Origin of the sequence: Mycobacterium sp. WUMAC-067 (genome assembly GCF_020217485.1) — a bacterium.
Classification (GTDB): domain Bacteria; phylum Actinomycetota; class Actinomycetes; order Mycobacteriales; family Mycobacteriaceae; genus Mycobacterium.
Genome location: NZ_JAEKMI010000007.1, coordinates 108,569 through 121,926, shown reverse-complemented (window position 1 = coordinate 121,926; position 13,358 = coordinate 108,569). Strand labels below are relative to the sequence as shown.

Annotated in this window: 16 protein-coding genes; 8 read left to right on the top strand and 8 right to left on the bottom strand. The window is 69.6% G+C overall.

The annotated features are described in order from the left end of the window. The first annotated feature begins 68 nt into the window (after window positions 1-68). On the top strand, window positions 69-1,070 hold the full coding sequence (locus JF781_RS07245) for an iron-containing redox enzyme family protein (RefSeq protein ID WP_225326145.1): 1,002 nt from the start codon (window positions 69-71) through the stop codon (window positions 1,068-1,070). On the opposite strand, the gene JF781_RS07240 is transcribed toward JF781_RS07245, so the two are convergent. The 6 genes from JF781_RS07240 to JF781_RS07215 form a co-directional block, all read right to left on the bottom strand. Beyond that, window positions 1,018-1,269 carry a CDGSH iron-sulfur domain-containing protein gene (locus tag JF781_RS07240; RefSeq protein WP_225326144.1) on the bottom strand — a complete coding sequence of 84 codons (252 nt, stop codon included), beginning with the start codon at window positions 1,267-1,269 and terminating at the stop codon, window positions 1,018-1,020. The genes JF781_RS07245 and JF781_RS07240 overlap by 53 nt on opposite strands. Next, window positions 1,266-1,955, bottom strand: a complete 690-nt coding sequence (locus JF781_RS07235) for a HemK2/MTQ2 family protein methyltransferase (protein WP_225326143.1) — start codon at window positions 1,953-1,955, stop codon at window positions 1,266-1,268. The genes JF781_RS07240 and JF781_RS07235 overlap by 4 nt, the downstream gene beginning before the upstream one ends. A 106-nt stretch (window positions 1,956-2,061) precedes the next feature. Beyond that, window positions 2,062-2,616 carry a type 1 glutamine amidotransferase domain-containing protein gene (locus JF781_RS07230; RefSeq protein ID WP_225326142.1) on the bottom strand — a complete coding sequence of 185 codons (555 nt, stop codon included), beginning with the start codon at window positions 2,614-2,616 and terminating at the stop codon, window positions 2,062-2,064. A 38-nt stretch (window positions 2,617-2,654) separates the two neighbouring features. Continuing rightward, a complete protein-coding gene (locus JF781_RS07225) occupies window positions 2,655-3,026 on the bottom strand; it encodes a malate dehydrogenase (protein ID WP_225326141.1) in 372 nt (123 codons plus the stop codon). Between the two features lie 16 nt (window positions 3,027-3,042). Then, the gene (locus tag JF781_RS07220; RefSeq protein ID WP_225326140.1) at window positions 3,043-4,029 is read right to left on the bottom strand and encodes an LLM class F420-dependent oxidoreductase; all 987 of its coding nucleotides are present in this window, start codon (window positions 4,027-4,029) and stop codon (window positions 3,043-3,045) included. 56 nt (window positions 4,030-4,085) lie between these two features. Beyond that, window positions 4,086-4,550 (bottom strand): GatB/YqeY domain-containing protein, encoded by a 465-nt coding sequence (locus JF781_RS07215; RefSeq protein ID WP_225326139.1) that lies wholly within the window; start codon window positions 4,548-4,550, stop codon window positions 4,086-4,088. Window positions 4,551-4,715: 165 nt separating this feature from the next. Here JF781_RS07215 and JF781_RS07210 point away from each other — a divergent pair, with 165 nt between their 5' ends. The 5 genes from JF781_RS07210 to JF781_RS07190 are packed head-to-tail and all read left to right on the top strand — an operon-like array spanning window position 4,716 to window position 10,007. Next, on the top strand, window positions 4,716-5,894 hold the full coding sequence (locus JF781_RS07210) for a hypothetical protein (RefSeq protein ID WP_225326138.1): 1,179 nt from the start codon (window positions 4,716-4,718) through the stop codon (window positions 5,892-5,894). Window positions 5,895-5,918: 24 nt separating this feature from the next. Next, the gene (locus JF781_RS07205; RefSeq protein WP_225326137.1) at window positions 5,919-6,572 is read left to right on the top strand and encodes a DUF4129 domain-containing protein; all 654 of its coding nucleotides are present in this window, start codon (window positions 5,919-5,921) and stop codon (window positions 6,570-6,572) included. Next, complete coding sequence (locus JF781_RS07200) at window positions 6,572-7,711, top strand: DUF4350 domain-containing protein (protein WP_225326136.1); 1,140 nt, start codon at window positions 6,572-6,574, stop codon at window positions 7,709-7,711. Before JF781_RS07205 ends, JF781_RS07200 begins: the two co-directional genes overlap by 1 nt. Then, window positions 7,708-8,685 carry a MoxR family ATPase gene (locus JF781_RS07195; protein WP_225326135.1) on the top strand — a complete coding sequence of 326 codons (978 nt, stop codon included), beginning with the start codon at window positions 7,708-7,710 and terminating at the stop codon, window positions 8,683-8,685. The genes JF781_RS07200 and JF781_RS07195 overlap by 4 nt, the downstream gene beginning before the upstream one ends. After that, window positions 8,685-10,007 carry a DUF58 domain-containing protein gene (locus JF781_RS07190; protein WP_225326134.1) on the top strand — a complete coding sequence of 441 codons (1,323 nt, stop codon included), beginning with the start codon at window positions 8,685-8,687 and terminating at the stop codon, window positions 10,005-10,007. The genes JF781_RS07195 and JF781_RS07190 overlap by 1 nt, the downstream gene beginning before the upstream one ends. 74 nt (window positions 10,008-10,081) lie before the next feature. Here the strand turns inward: JF781_RS07190 and JF781_RS07185 are convergent, their stop codons facing one another. Further along, window positions 10,082-11,074: a stage II sporulation protein M gene (locus tag JF781_RS07185; protein WP_225326133.1), complete on the bottom strand. Its 993-nt coding sequence runs from the start codon at window positions 11,072-11,074 to the stop codon at window positions 10,082-10,084. A gap of 92 nt (window positions 11,075-11,166) precedes the next feature. Between JF781_RS07185 and JF781_RS07180 the strand changes: the two genes are divergently transcribed. Then, complete coding sequence (locus JF781_RS07180) at window positions 11,167-12,024, top strand: RDD family protein (protein WP_225326132.1); 858 nt, start codon at window positions 11,167-11,169, stop codon at window positions 12,022-12,024. A gap of 6 nt (window positions 12,025-12,030) precedes the next feature. Here JF781_RS07180 and JF781_RS07175 read toward each other — a convergent pair whose 3' ends face one another. After that, a complete protein-coding gene (locus JF781_RS07175; protein ID WP_225326131.1) occupies window positions 12,031-12,420 on the bottom strand; it encodes a hypothetical protein in 390 nt (129 codons plus the stop codon). A gap of 201 nt (window positions 12,421-12,621) precedes the next feature. Here JF781_RS07175 and JF781_RS07170 point away from each other — a divergent pair, with 201 nt between their 5' ends. Next, complete coding sequence (locus JF781_RS07170; protein WP_225326130.1) at window positions 12,622-13,341, top strand: PadR family transcriptional regulator; 720 nt, start codon at window positions 12,622-12,624, stop codon at window positions 13,339-13,341. Window positions 13,342-13,358: the final 17 nt, after the last annotated feature.

The window sequence follows — 13,358 nt, the reverse complement described above, 5'->3', positions numbered from 1 at the left end:
AAAGTGTTGCGGCGCCGTTTGCCGGGCCCCGGATACGGGTAGTCACCGGCGTGACCCTCGCATCGACCATGACTGAACCCGTCCTGCCGGAGGCGCACGGGCCGCTGTCGACGGCCGTTCGTTGCGCCCTGACGGGCCCGCCGTCGGTTGACCATTTCGCACGCATCGGCGCATCTGTGCGCGATTCGGACCCCTACGGTCTGGATCTGCAGCTGGCGCTGTCCGTGTGCTACGAGCTGCACTACCGCGGCTTTGCCGGCGTCGACCCCGAATGGGAGTGGAATCCGGCGCTGCTGGCGCTGCGGGCCGAATTGGAGCGCGTGTTTTTGGCCGGTGTGCGCCGCGACGTCGATCCCATCGAACCCGATCAGACGGCGGCGGCCGAAATGGAAGCGATTTCGGTCGAGCCCGTCGACGGCACCGGCCCGTCGTATTACCTGCGTGACACCGGAACGTGGCAGCAGATGCGCGAATATTTCGTGCACCGCTCGGTGTATCACCTCAAGGAGGGCGATCCGCACGCGTGGGCCATTCCGCGCCTGATCGGCACCGCCAAAGCGGCCTTCGTGGCGGTGGAGTTCGACGAGTACGGCGCCGGGCAGGGCCCGCGACTGCACCAGCAGCTGTTCGCCGATCTGCTGGCCGCGGCCGGGCTCGACGCGACATATTGGGGTTACGTCGACGCGGTTCCCGCCGAATCGCTGGCGGCGGTCAACCTCATGTCGCTGTTCGGGCTGCACCGCTCGTTGCGCGGCGCCGCGATCGGGCACTTCGCCTCGACCGAGATCACTTCGCCGCCGGGATCCCAACGGATGGTTCGGGCCTTGGAGCGCTTACGGGCGCCGGCGGCCTGCATCGCCTTCTACAGCGAGCACGTCGAGGCCGACGCGGTACACGAACACGTGGTGCGCGGCGATGTGGTCGGCGATCTCGTCGCGAGGGAGCCGCAGCTCGAGCGGGACATCATTTTCGGGATCCGCGCACACGCCGCGGTCGAAAACCGCTTGGCGGAAACGATTATGGCGTCGTGGAAGCAGGATCAGACGTCGTTGCGGCGGCCGCTGCCGTAGTAGTGGTCGTCTTGTTGAGTCGCCGGCACCTGCGGTGGCTGGTGTCGCACAACGGGTACCTGCCGCTGCGCCGGCAGGTACAGATCGCCACCATGAAACGGTCGGACTCGACGACTTCGCCGCCGGGCATCTCGATGCGCACCGGACCCGACACCAGCACCGGCCCGTTGGGAACCACCTGAACCCGGGTGGGACTCATCGCTTTTCAGCCCGGATCACGATCAGTTCCTCTTCCCGGCGCCCGCGTGGTATCAGGCCGACATCTTCCAGCCAAGTCGCCCGGGATGTCATCACCGGACCGAACGGAATCCATTTCGAGGCAATCACTTCCGCCTCCATGCCGGCCCACTTGAGGGAATCCAGCGACTGTTGGACACCGGCCAGCGCCGAGTGCACCAGCAGCAGGGATCCCCCGTCGCGCAACAACTTCGGTGCCGACTCGCACAGGGGGTCGAGTATCTGGCGGCCGTCTTGGCCGGCATCCCAGGCCCACGACGGTCCGGCGACCGGGTAGATCGCTTCCAGCTCAGCACCGGGGGGAGTCGGCACGTAGGGCGGGTTCGACACCACCACGTCGAACGGCGCGCACTCCACTGCCGCGATCCACGACCCCTCGCGAACGTCGACGTCGACACCGGCAACCGCGGCGTTTTCCCGGGCGCAGCGCACTGCCTGCGGGCAGATGTCGAAGGCCGTCGCATCGGCGCAGCCCATGCCCGCGGCCGCGATCGCGACGAAGCCACTGCCGGTGCACAAATCAAGGACATGCCGCCCCGGGATCAGACCGGTGTCGTGCATCACGTCGACCAGCAGTCTGGAATCCTCTTGCGGCTGATACACGTTGTGGGCGGGCAAGACGGCGGGCTCGGGATACGTGGTCGTCACTATTGGCCTTTCGAGAACCCTACAAGGATCGCCGCTGATCACGGCTTGGCGGGATAATGCCCGCAAACCCGCGCATTCAAACCGACCGGCCGAAAAGTCACCACCGCTAACGCGCCGTCGCGTGGGCGAACTGCTCGAGGATCGCCGCGCAGAAGGCCGGGAGGTCCGAGGGCGATCGGCTCGAGATCAAATTGCCGTCGACGACGACCTCTTCGTCTACCACGCGGGCGCCCGCGTTGCGAAGATCGGTGCGGATGCTCGCGTAGGACGTCAACGTCCGGCCCACCGCCACACCGGCTTCCACCAGCGTCCACGGTCCATGACAGATCGCGGCCACCGGCTTCCCCGATCTGACGAAATCACGGACGAACGAAACGGCGTCGTCGTCCATGCGCAGCTTGTCCGGGTTCACGGTGCCACCCGGAAGCACCAGGCCGTCGTATTCGTCCACCGACGCCTCCGACACTTTCCGGTCGACGGCGAAGGTCCCGGCCGGCTCGAGATCGTGGTTGCGCGCCTGGATTTCGCCGTCCTCGAGCGACAGCACCTCGATTTGCGCGCCGGCGTCGTGCAGCGCCGCGCGTGGCTGTTCGAGCTCAACCTTTTCCACGCCGTCGGCCGCCAGAAACGCTATTTTCTTTCCTTGCAATTCGTTTGACATCGCCGTCTTCCTTCCTGCGATCAACGATTCCCGTCGGATCAAAGGGTTCGCATCGCCGTGTAGAGGTCCAGGCCGGCGATCCCGGAAAGGGCGGCGGCACAGATGGTGCCCCGCCGCCGTCGCCCGGGACCGCGGGCGGCCACACCCGCGACCAGCAGGGCCATATCCAGGACATCCCCGGCCACGCGCGTCCACACCAGTTTGTCGGGACCCGCCAGCAGCGCCGCGCCGTGACCGCATTCGCGCAGCCCGAGCGCGCGGATCACCCGTCGCGATCGGGTGGTGTCGTTCACGCCCGCGATCGCGGCGACCTTCCCCGGGGCCAGTAGTTCGCTGATGCCCAGGACGAAGCTGGCACCGCCGAGCGCCTTGACCAATGTGGCTGTGGTGTCGCCTGATTGGTCGCTCATCGTCGCTCCCCGCTGATCAGTTTGCTGCCTCGCGCAGCGCGGCGAGCAACGGCTCGGCGGCCTCTTTGAGGAATCGCTCCTGGGTTTCCCCGCCGATCTGGATGAGCGCGATATCGGTGAATCCGGCCTCCCAGTAGGGCCGCACGCCCTCGACGATCGCGTCCAGATCGGGTCCGCACGGAATGGTCTCGGCGACGTCTTCGGGGCGCACGAATTGGGTGGCGCCCGCGAAGCCGGCCGGGGTCGGCAGGTCGGCGTTCACCTTCCAGCCGCCGGCAAACCAGCGGAACTGGTCGTGCGCGCGCTTGACGGCGGTGTCGCGATCGGGGTCCCAGCAGACCGGTATCTGGCCGATCACCCGCCCGCCGCCGGCGAGGTTGGCGGCCTGACGCGCGCCGTGCCAACCGTCGACGAGATCGGCCTTGGGCTCGGTGGCGATCAGATGGTCGGCCAGCTTGGCGAACTTGTCGATCGCCTTGGTGCCACCGATGGCCACCCCGATGCCGACCGGGATGTCGGGCACGTCCCACAACCGCGCGGAGTCGACCTGGAAATACTCGCCGGTGAAGTCCACCAGCTGCCCGCCGAACAGTTCCCGGATGATCTTGATGGCCTCACGCAGCATGTCTTGCCGACGGGTCACAACCGGCCAGCCCTTGCCGACGACGTGCTCGTTGAGGTTCTCGCCGCTGCCCAACCCCAGGGTGAACCGGCCGTCGGACAGGATCTGCACGGTGGCGGCCTGCTGGGCGACGATGGCCGGGTGATACCGCATCGTCGGGCACGTCACGTAGGTGTAGAGGTCCACCCGTTCGGTGGCCTGTGCCACCGCACCCAGCACCGCCCAGGCGTTGGGCGCGTGTCCTTGCGAGGTGAGCCACGGTGAAAAGTGGTCGCTGCAGACGTGGAAGTCGAAACCGCGCTCTTCGGCCGAAATGGCGTACTGGACAAGCTCTTTGGGTCCACTCTGTTCGGTCATCAAAGTGTAGCCAAAATTGGTCATGCGCAATTGGGTACCCGGCTGCCCCGAGGACAAACGACACCACCGAACCGGTCGGGCTACAGGCGCTCTTTGACGGCGGCCGACAAGCGGGCGCCGTCGGCCTTGCCGGCCGCGATCGCGCTGGCGGCCTTCATCACCATGCCCATCTGTTTCATGCCCGGACGCTCGCCGATTTCCTCGGCCACCTGCGCGATCGCCGTGTCGACAACGTCGGCCACCTCCGCCTCGGTGAGCGGGGTGGGCAGGTACTCGTCGATGATCCGCGCCTCGGCGTGCTCGTTGGCGGCGAGATCCCCGCGCCCGTTCTGGGTATAGATCTCCGCCGATTCGCCGCGTTTGCGGGATTCCTTGGCCAGCACCCTGATGACCTCCTCATCGGTGAGGTCTTTGGCCTGCTTACCGGACACTTCCTCGGTTTGGATCGCGGCCAGCAGCATGCGCAGGGTGGCCGTTCGCAGCTTGTCCTGGGCCTTCATCGCCGCGGTCAGGTCCGTCCGGAGCCGGGATTTGAGTTCCGCCATGTGTGAGACGCTACGCGCGGGCGCGGGGGGACAACGCGGTTCCACACGTATGAACGCGGGTGAACGCCGGTGAACATTGTGAAATGCCACGGCCGCCGACAGGATGGAGCCCATGACGAACGACGCGCCCGGCTGCAGAGCTAGTTTGCAAGGCCTCGGGGTTCGGTGAGCGCGCCGCCGCCTGGTTATCCGGTTGGCCCGCCGCCGGCATACGGCCCACCACCCCACTATGGCCCGCCCCCGGCGTACGGGCCGCCCCCGACGTACGGCCCCCCACCGGGCTACGCGCCCCCGCCGGGTTATCCACCCCCGCCCGGCTACGGACCGCCGCCGGGCTACGGGTCCCCACCCACCTTCGGCCCGCCGCCGGGCTACGGAACGGTCAAACCCGGCATCATCCCGCTGCGGCCGCTGACCCTCGGCGACATCTTCAACGGCGCGGTCGGCTACATCCGCGCCAATCCGAAAGCGACATTGGGCCTGACCGCGATCGTCGTGGTGATCATGCAGATCATCACCAAGGCCGCCTTCTTCGGACCGTTGGCCGCCCACGACCGATTCACCACCGACGAATCCGACGGCCTGACCGCGGGCGTCCTGGGCGCCTTTACGGCGTCGGTGGGCGCCGGCCTCCTGGTCGGCTGGCTGGGCGGCATGCTGCTGTCCGGAATGCTCACCGTCATCGTCGGGCGGGCGGTGTTCGGGTCGCCGATCACCATCGGTGAAACCTGGGCCAAGATCCGTGGGCGGCTGCACGCCCTGCTCGGCCTGGCCCTGCTGGAGGCCGTCGTGGTCGCGGCCCTGGCCGGGCTGGTCGCGGTGATCATCGGGGTGCTGGCGGCGATCGGTAGCGCCGCGGCGGCCGTGGTGCTCGGCATCCCTCTGGTGCTGGTCGTCGTCGCGGCGCTGGTGTACCTGTACACCGCGGCGCTGTTCGCCCCGGTGCTGATCGTGCTGGAGCGGCTGCCGGTGCTCGACGCGATCGCCCGATCGTTCAGGCTGATCCGCAACGGCTTCTGGCGGGTGCTGGGCATCCGTACCCTCACCTTCCTGGTGGCCTCCATCGTCGCCAACGCCGTCGCGGTGCCGTTCAGCATCGCCGGCCAGTTTCTCCAGATCACCTCGTCCGGCACGGCTTTCCTGATCAGCACCGCCGTCCTCTCCGTCGGGGCGGCGATCGGCGAGATCATCACCGCGCCGTTCAACGCCGGAGTCATCGTCCTGCTCTACACCGACCGCCGGATGCGCGCCGAGGCGTTCGACCTGGTATTACAGACCGGAGCCGCCCACGGGCCCTACGCGGCCGCGTCCACCGACCACCTCTGGCTCACGCGGCCGCTGTAACGGCTGAGCGAGGACTAGCTGAGCATGCCTTCCATCGACATCGACCGCGATGCCGCGCACCGTGCCGCGCAGGACGAACTCAACAAGCCGATCTATTCCAAGGGGTCGGCGGCCGACCAATTCCTCCACTGGCTCAACGACCTGATCTACCGGATGCTGCAGAAGACCTCCACGGTGCCGGGCGGATGGTTCACGGCGGCAGTGCTTTTGATCCTGCTGGCCATCGCGGTGCTGGTTGCCGTCCACATCGCGCGGCGCACCATGCGCGCCCGCCGTGGCGGCGACCATCTGCTGTTCGAAGCCGCCCAGCTGACGGCCGCCCAGCATCGCGCGACGGCCGAAAGCTACGCGGCCGAGGGCGATTGGGCGGCGGCGATACGCCACCGGCTGCGCGCCGTCGCCCGCCAGCTCGAGGAGACCGGTGTGCTGGCGGCGGCCCCCGGCCGCACGGCCAACGAGCTGGCTCGCGACGCCGGCACCGCGTTGCCCCATCTGGCTGGCGAATTATCCGAAGCGGCAACGGCTTTCAACGACGTCACCTACGGCGAGCAGACCGGCACCCAGGCCGCCTACCGGATGATCGCCGACCTCGACGACCACCTGCGGTCGCGCTGGTCGGGCGTCCCGGCGGAGGCCGGCCGGCCCGCCGTCCCCGAGTCGTGGGCCCAGGTGCGGTGATGGCGACGATCACCGAGGACCGCCCCGGAACCGCGCCCCGGCGCCGGCGGTCCTGGCGCTGGGTGGTCGTCCTCCTGCTGGTGCTCGCCGTCATCGCGGGGGTCGACGCCTACCTGAGCGCGCCGCGCCCCGGCGCGCGGATGGACCCGGCGTCGAGCGGCCCGGACGGCGCGCACGCGCTGGTGGAGTTGCTGCGCAACGCCGGCGTCGACGTCGTGGTCGCCGACACCATCGCCGACGTCGAACACGCCGCGCGCCCGGACGCGCTGATCCTGGTGGCACAGAGCCAATACCTGACCGACACCGTGGCCGACCGGCTGGCGAAGATCCCCTCGGATCTGCTGCTGGTGGAGCCGACGACGCGGGCCCGCGAGGCGCTGCTGCCGGACGTGGATGTATCGGGCGCCAGCGGCTTTGACAGCGGCCCGAATTGCACTCTGCGCGAGGCCGTTCGGTCCGGTTCTGTCCGGTTCGGGCCGACCAACACCTACAAGGCCAAGGACGGCCGGGCGATGACCCGCTGCTACGGCGGCGCGCTGATCCGCTTCCGGGATGGCGGGCGGGTCGTCACCGCGGTCGGCAGCACCGAGTTCATGACCAACGGCAGCCTGTTGCAAGCGGGCAACGCCGCGCTGGCGATGAACCTCGCCGGGGACCGGCCCCGCCTCGTGTGGTACGCGCCCCATCGCGTCGAGGGTGAATCCTCCGCCAAGGCATCGCTTTTCGACCTGATTCCGCCCAGCGTGATCTGGATCGTGTGGCAACTGGCGCTGGTGGTGCTGCTGGTCGCCGCGTGGAAGGGCCGCCGGCCCGGCCCGCTGGTGGCCGAGGAGCTGCCCGTGGTGGTGCGCGCCTCGGAGACCGTCGAGGGGCGCGGCCGGCTGTATCGGTCCCGGCGGGCACGCGATCGCGCCGCCGCGGCGCTGCGCACGGCCACGCTGCAGCGGCTGCTGCCGCGACTCGGGCTGGGCGCCGGCGCCGCACCGGCGGCGGTGGTGTCCACCGTGGCCCAGCGCATCGGGTCCGATCCGGGATACGTCTCCTACCATCTGTTCGGTCCGCCTCCGACGACCGACAACGACCTGTTACAACTTGCCCGTGCGCTCGACGAAATCGAAAGGCAGGTCGCACACCCGTGACACAACCCACCACCGCGGAGTCCCCCACCACTGAATCGGCACGTGAGGCGCTGCTGGCGTTGCGCGCCGAGCTCGCCAAGGCCGTCGTCGGGCAGGAGGGCGTGGTCAGCGGCCTGGTGATCGCGCTGCTGTGCCGCGGGCATGTGCTGCTGGAAGGCGTTCCGGGAGTGGCGAAGACGCTGCTGGTCCGGGCCCTGTCCGCGGCGCTGCAGCTGGAGTTCAAGCGGGTGCAGTTCACCCCCGATTTGATGCCCGGCGACGTGACGGGGTCCCTGGTTTACGACGCGCGCACCGCCGCGTTCGTCTTTCGGCCCGGCCCGGTGTTCACCAACCTGCTGCTGGCCGACGAGATCAACCGCACCCCGCCCAAGACGCAGGCCGCCCTGCTCGAGGCGATGGAGGAGCGCCAGGTCAGCGTCGAGGGCGAACCGCAGCCGCTGCCGGACCCCTTCATCGTTGCCGCGACCCAGAATCCGGTCGAGTACGAGGGCACCTATCAGCTGCCCGAGGCCCAGCTGGATCGCTTTCTCCTCAAACTGAATGTGGCGCTGCCCCCGCGTGACGCCGAAGTCGCCATCCTGCACCGGCACGCCCACGGCTTCGACCCCCGCGACCTGTCGGCGATCAAGCCGGTGGCCGGGCCGGCCGACCTGGCCGCCGGCCGCGACGCCGTGCGACACGTGCTGGTCGCCGACGAGGTACTGGGCTACATCGTCGACATCGTCGGGGCCACCCGCTCCTCCCCCGCGCTGCAGCTGGGCGTGTCCCCCCGCGGGGCGACCGCCCTGTTGGCCACCGCGCGCTCCTGGTCCTGGCTGTCGGGCCGCAACTACGTCACCCCCGACGACGTGAAGGCCATGGCCCGCCCGACGCTGCGGCACCGGGTGATGCTGCGACCCGAGGCCGAGCTCGAGGGGGCCACGCCCGACGGCGTGCTCGACGGGATTCTGGCGTCGGTTCCGGTGCCCCGCTAGTGATCCTGACCGGACGCACCGGGCTGGTCGCGCTGATCTGCGTCCTGCCCATCGCGGTGTCGCCTTGGCCGGCAACGGCTTTCGTGGCCCTGCTGGTGGCGCTGGCCGCCGCCGTGGCCGTCGACGTCGCCTTGGCGGCCCGCACCGGCGGCCTGCGCTACGTGCGCTCCCCGGATCGCTCCGCCCGGCTGGGGCAGCAGGTGGAGTGTGAGCTGGTGATCCACAACGACGGCCGGCGGCGGTTTCGCGGCCAGGTCCGCGACGCCTGGCCGCCCAGCGCCCGCGCGCACCCGCGCACCCACCCGGTGGACATCCCCGCCGGGGGTGATCAGCACGTCCAGACCCTGCTCGAACCGGTGCGCCGCGGCGATCAGCGCGCCACTGTGATCACCGCGCGATCGATCGGACCGCTGGGCCTGGCGGGGCGGCAAGGTTCGCAATCGGTGCCCGGCCAGCTGCGGGTGCTGCCGCCATTCCTGTCGCGCAAGCATCTGCCGTCGCGGCTCGCCAGGCTGCGCGAGATCGACGGCCTGCTACCCACCCTGGTGCGCGGGCAGGGAACCGAATTCGATTCGCTGCGAGAGTATGTCGTCGGTGACGACGTGCGCTCGATCGATTGGCGCGCCACCGCGCGCCGCGCCGACGTGGTGGTGCGCACGTGGCGCCCCGAACGCGACCGGCGCGTGGTGATCGTGCTCGACACGGGCCGCACGGCGGCGGGCCGGGTCGGCGTCGACCCGACCGCCTCCGATCCCGCGGGCTGGCCGCGGCTGGATTGGTCGATGGATGCCGCGCTGCTGTTGGCCGCGCTCGCGTCGCGGGCGGGGGACAACGTCGACTTCCTCGCCCACGACCGGGTGCGCCGGGCCGGCGTCTTCGGCGCCTCGCGCACCGAACTGCTTGCCCAGCTCGTCGACGCGATGGCCCCCCTGCAGCCGACGCTCGTCGAATCCGATTGGCGGGCAATGGCTTCCGCCATCGCACTGCGGGCCCGTCGGCGCTCACTGGTGGTGCTGCTGACGGACCTCAATCCGGCCGCCCTCGACGAGGGCCTGCTGCCCGTGCTGCCGCAGCTGTCGGCCAAGCATCACCTGCTGCTGGCCGCGGTCTCCGACCCGCGGGTCGACCAGATGGCCGCCGGCCGCTCCGATGCCGCGGCGGTGTACGACGCCGCCGCGGCCGAGCGCTCCCGCAACGACCGCGGCGCCATGGCCACGCGGCTGCGCCGCACCGGCGTGGAGGTCGTCGACGCCCCACCCGCCGAGCTGGCACCCGCCCTCGCCGACCACTACCTGGCGATGAAAGCGACCGGGCGCCTGTAGCTTTGGCGCCGCGAAGCTGTAACCACCGACGCATTTCCCGAGTAAGGCCGTCGGTAGTTGCAGTCTCGCGAAACTCAGCCGGTGGGGACCACGTCCGGCGCGTCCTCGATGTCGCCGCTTTCCCCGGCTTTGACCCCGCGGCGGCCGAAATAGACGATGTAGCACACGAACGCCGCCTCGGCGACGATGCCGATGCCGACCCGTACGACGGTCGGCAACGGCGACGGCGTCACCAGCGCTTCGATCAACCCGGAAACCAAGAGCACGGCCACCAGGCCCACGGCCACCGAGACGATGGCACGACCCTGTTCGGCCAGGACCTGCCCTCGGGGCCGGTCTCCGGGCGAGATCACCGACCATCCCAATCGCATCCCCGCCGCCCCCGAGAGGAAGACCGCCGTCAGCTCCAACAACCCGTGGGGGGCAAGCAATCCCAGCAGGACGTCGCCCTTGCCGGCCGGGAACATCAGGCCGGCGATCACGCCCAGATTGGCGGCATTTTCAAACAGCACGAAGGGAATGGGCAGCCCCAGCACCACGGAAAGCGCGATGCATTGGGCGGAAACCCAGGAATTGTTCACCCAGATCTGCAGCGCGAACGCGGCGGCGGGATGTTCGCTGTAGTACGACTCGACGTCGTGATTGACCAATTGCTCGATGTCGCTGGGTGTTCCGAGCGCTGACTGCACCTCGGGACTGCCGGCGACCCACAGCGCGACGAGCACGACCACCGCGAAGAACACCGCCGCCGTGGCCAGCCACCACCGCCAGGTGCGGTACGCGACGACCGGGAACGACACCGTCCAGAACCGGGCGAACGTACTGCTCAGCGGCGCGTGGGCGCCGGTCACCGCGGAACGGGCCCGCGCGACCAGGCTCGAGAGCCGGCCGACCAGCATCGAATCCGACGACGCCGAGCGCAGCATCGACAGGTGGGTGGACACCCGCTGATACAGCTCGACGAGCTCGTCGATTTCCGCGCCGCTCAGCGACCGGCGCCGCCCGATCAGTCGGTCGAGGCGGTCCCACGTACCGCGATGGGCCAGCACGAATGCGTCGACGTCCACCCTGGGCAGCCTAATCGCCCCGGCGGCCATGCCCCCGCGGGCACAACCAAGTGTGGCCGGCCGCACCCGCCCGGCCTGTACCGTTCGAAGTTATGTCGGAGGTGGTGACCGGGGACGCCGTGGTGCTGGATGTGCAGATCGCCCAGCTGCCGGTGCGGGCATTGAGCGCGCTGATCGATATCGCCGTCATGGTGATCGGCTATCTGCTCGGGCTGATGCTGTGGGCCGCCACCCTGACCCAGTTCGACACCGCGCTGAGTAACGCCATCCTGCTTATATTTACGGTGCTGGTAATTGTCGGCTACCCGTTGATCCTCGAGACCGCGACGCGGGGACGCTCGGTGGGCAAGATCGCCTTGGGCCTGCGCGTCGTGTCCGACGACGGCGGCCCAGAACGCTTCCGCCAGGCGCTGTTTCGCGCCCTGGCCTCGCTGGTGGAAATCTGGATGCTCTTCGGGAGCCCCGCCGTCATCTGCAGCATCTTGTCGCCCAAGGCCAAACGGATCGGCGATATCTTCGCCGGCACGGTGGTGGTCAACGAACGCGGACCCCGGCTGGGACCTCCGCCGACGATGCCCCCGGCCCTGGCCTGGTGGGCTGCGTCGCTGCAGCTGTCGGGGCTATCCGTCGGTCAGGCCGAGGTCGCGCGCCAATTCCTTTCCCGGGCACCGCAACTCGACCGCCAGCTACGCACGCAGATGGCGTACCGCATCGCCGGTGACGTCGTGGCCCGCATTGCGCCGCCACCGCCACCGGGAGCCCCGCCGGAACTGGTGCTTGCCGCCGTCCTCGCCGAGCGGCACCGCCGCGAACTGGCCCGGCTGCGCCCGCCCGCCCCGGGTTGGCCGACCATGCCACCGGGGGCGGTGCAGCAGTACCCGCCGCCGTGGCCGCCCGGCCCGGGGCCGGGCCACGGCGGTGCACCGGATGGTTTCGCACCGCCGCACTGACGCGCGCTAGCCGGCGACGCTCACCGCCATCAGTGCGACGTCGGCGATCAGCAGCGCCCACCCGAACAGCGGGACGGCGATGCCGCCGCGGTGTTTGGCGGTGAAAACCGAGATGACGATGACGACGACCGCGACCGCGGGCGCGCCGTAGAACGCGACGCCGAAATCGATGCCGCCGTGGCCCATGCTGGGGCAACTGCGGCCGCTGCAGCCGGCGGTGCTCATCACGCCACCCAGCGCGAAAAGCATCACGATCGCGGCGGCGGGCACCGTGGCCAGCGCCAACCCCCAGTTGACCCATGGCCACGCGTTCCGGCGCGGGGCACCACCGGGGTCCCCGAACGGGGCCGCACCGGCGACCCCGCGACCGACCGTCACGTCGTTGTCAGCGTCCATCCCACAGTTCCTACCCGCCGTCCGCCCTCTGCAAACCGGCCCTCCAGACCGAGCCCCGGTTTTGGGCGCATATTTCCGCAGGTCAGCGGCGGCAAGCGATATTTTTCAACATATCCCGTTGCATCGCGTTAGGTTCCGATATATCGTGATATTCCGTAGCGCACCAAACCGGTGCGTGACCCACGAACGTAAGGACAGACAATGAGCAACCCATTCACTCCCCCCGAGGGACCATTCGGCGCCCGGCCCGGCTTCGGATTCGGCTTTGGCTCCGGCCCCGTCGACCGCCGCGCCCTGCACGAGGCGCGGCGCCAGGCGCGCCGGGACCTTCGCGAACATCTCCGCGACCACGCCGGCGGCGGCCACCCCGGTGGCTTCGAGGGCCCGTTCGGGTTGGGTCCCGGAATCGGTCCGGGCTTCGGCCCCGGATTCGGCTTCGGTCCCGGCGGTCGACGCGGCGGCTGGCGCCGTGGCGGCCCGGGCCGCGGCAAGCGCGGCGACGTGCGAGCGGCCATCCTGACGCTGCTGGCCGAGCGGCCGATGCACGGCTACGAGATGATCCAGCAGATCGCCGAACGCAGCAACGGGCTGTGGAAGCCGAGCCCCGGCTCGGTCTACCCGACCCTGCAGCTGCTCGACGACGAGGGCCTGATCGCCGCGAGCGAAAGCGCAGGCAGCAAGAAGCTTTTCGAGCTGACCGAACAGGGCCGCGGCGCGGCCGAGAAGATCGAGACCCCGCCGTGGGACGAGATCACCGAAGGGGCGGACCCGGGTCACATGAACCTGAGGGCGGCCGCCGGGCAGTTGTTCGGCGCGGTCGGGCAGTCCGCCCACACCGCTTCCGCCGAGCAGCAGCAGCGCATCGTTGACATCCTCAACAACGCGCGGCGCGAGATCTACGGCATTCTCGGCGAAGACTGACCGGCGTCGGCGGGCCC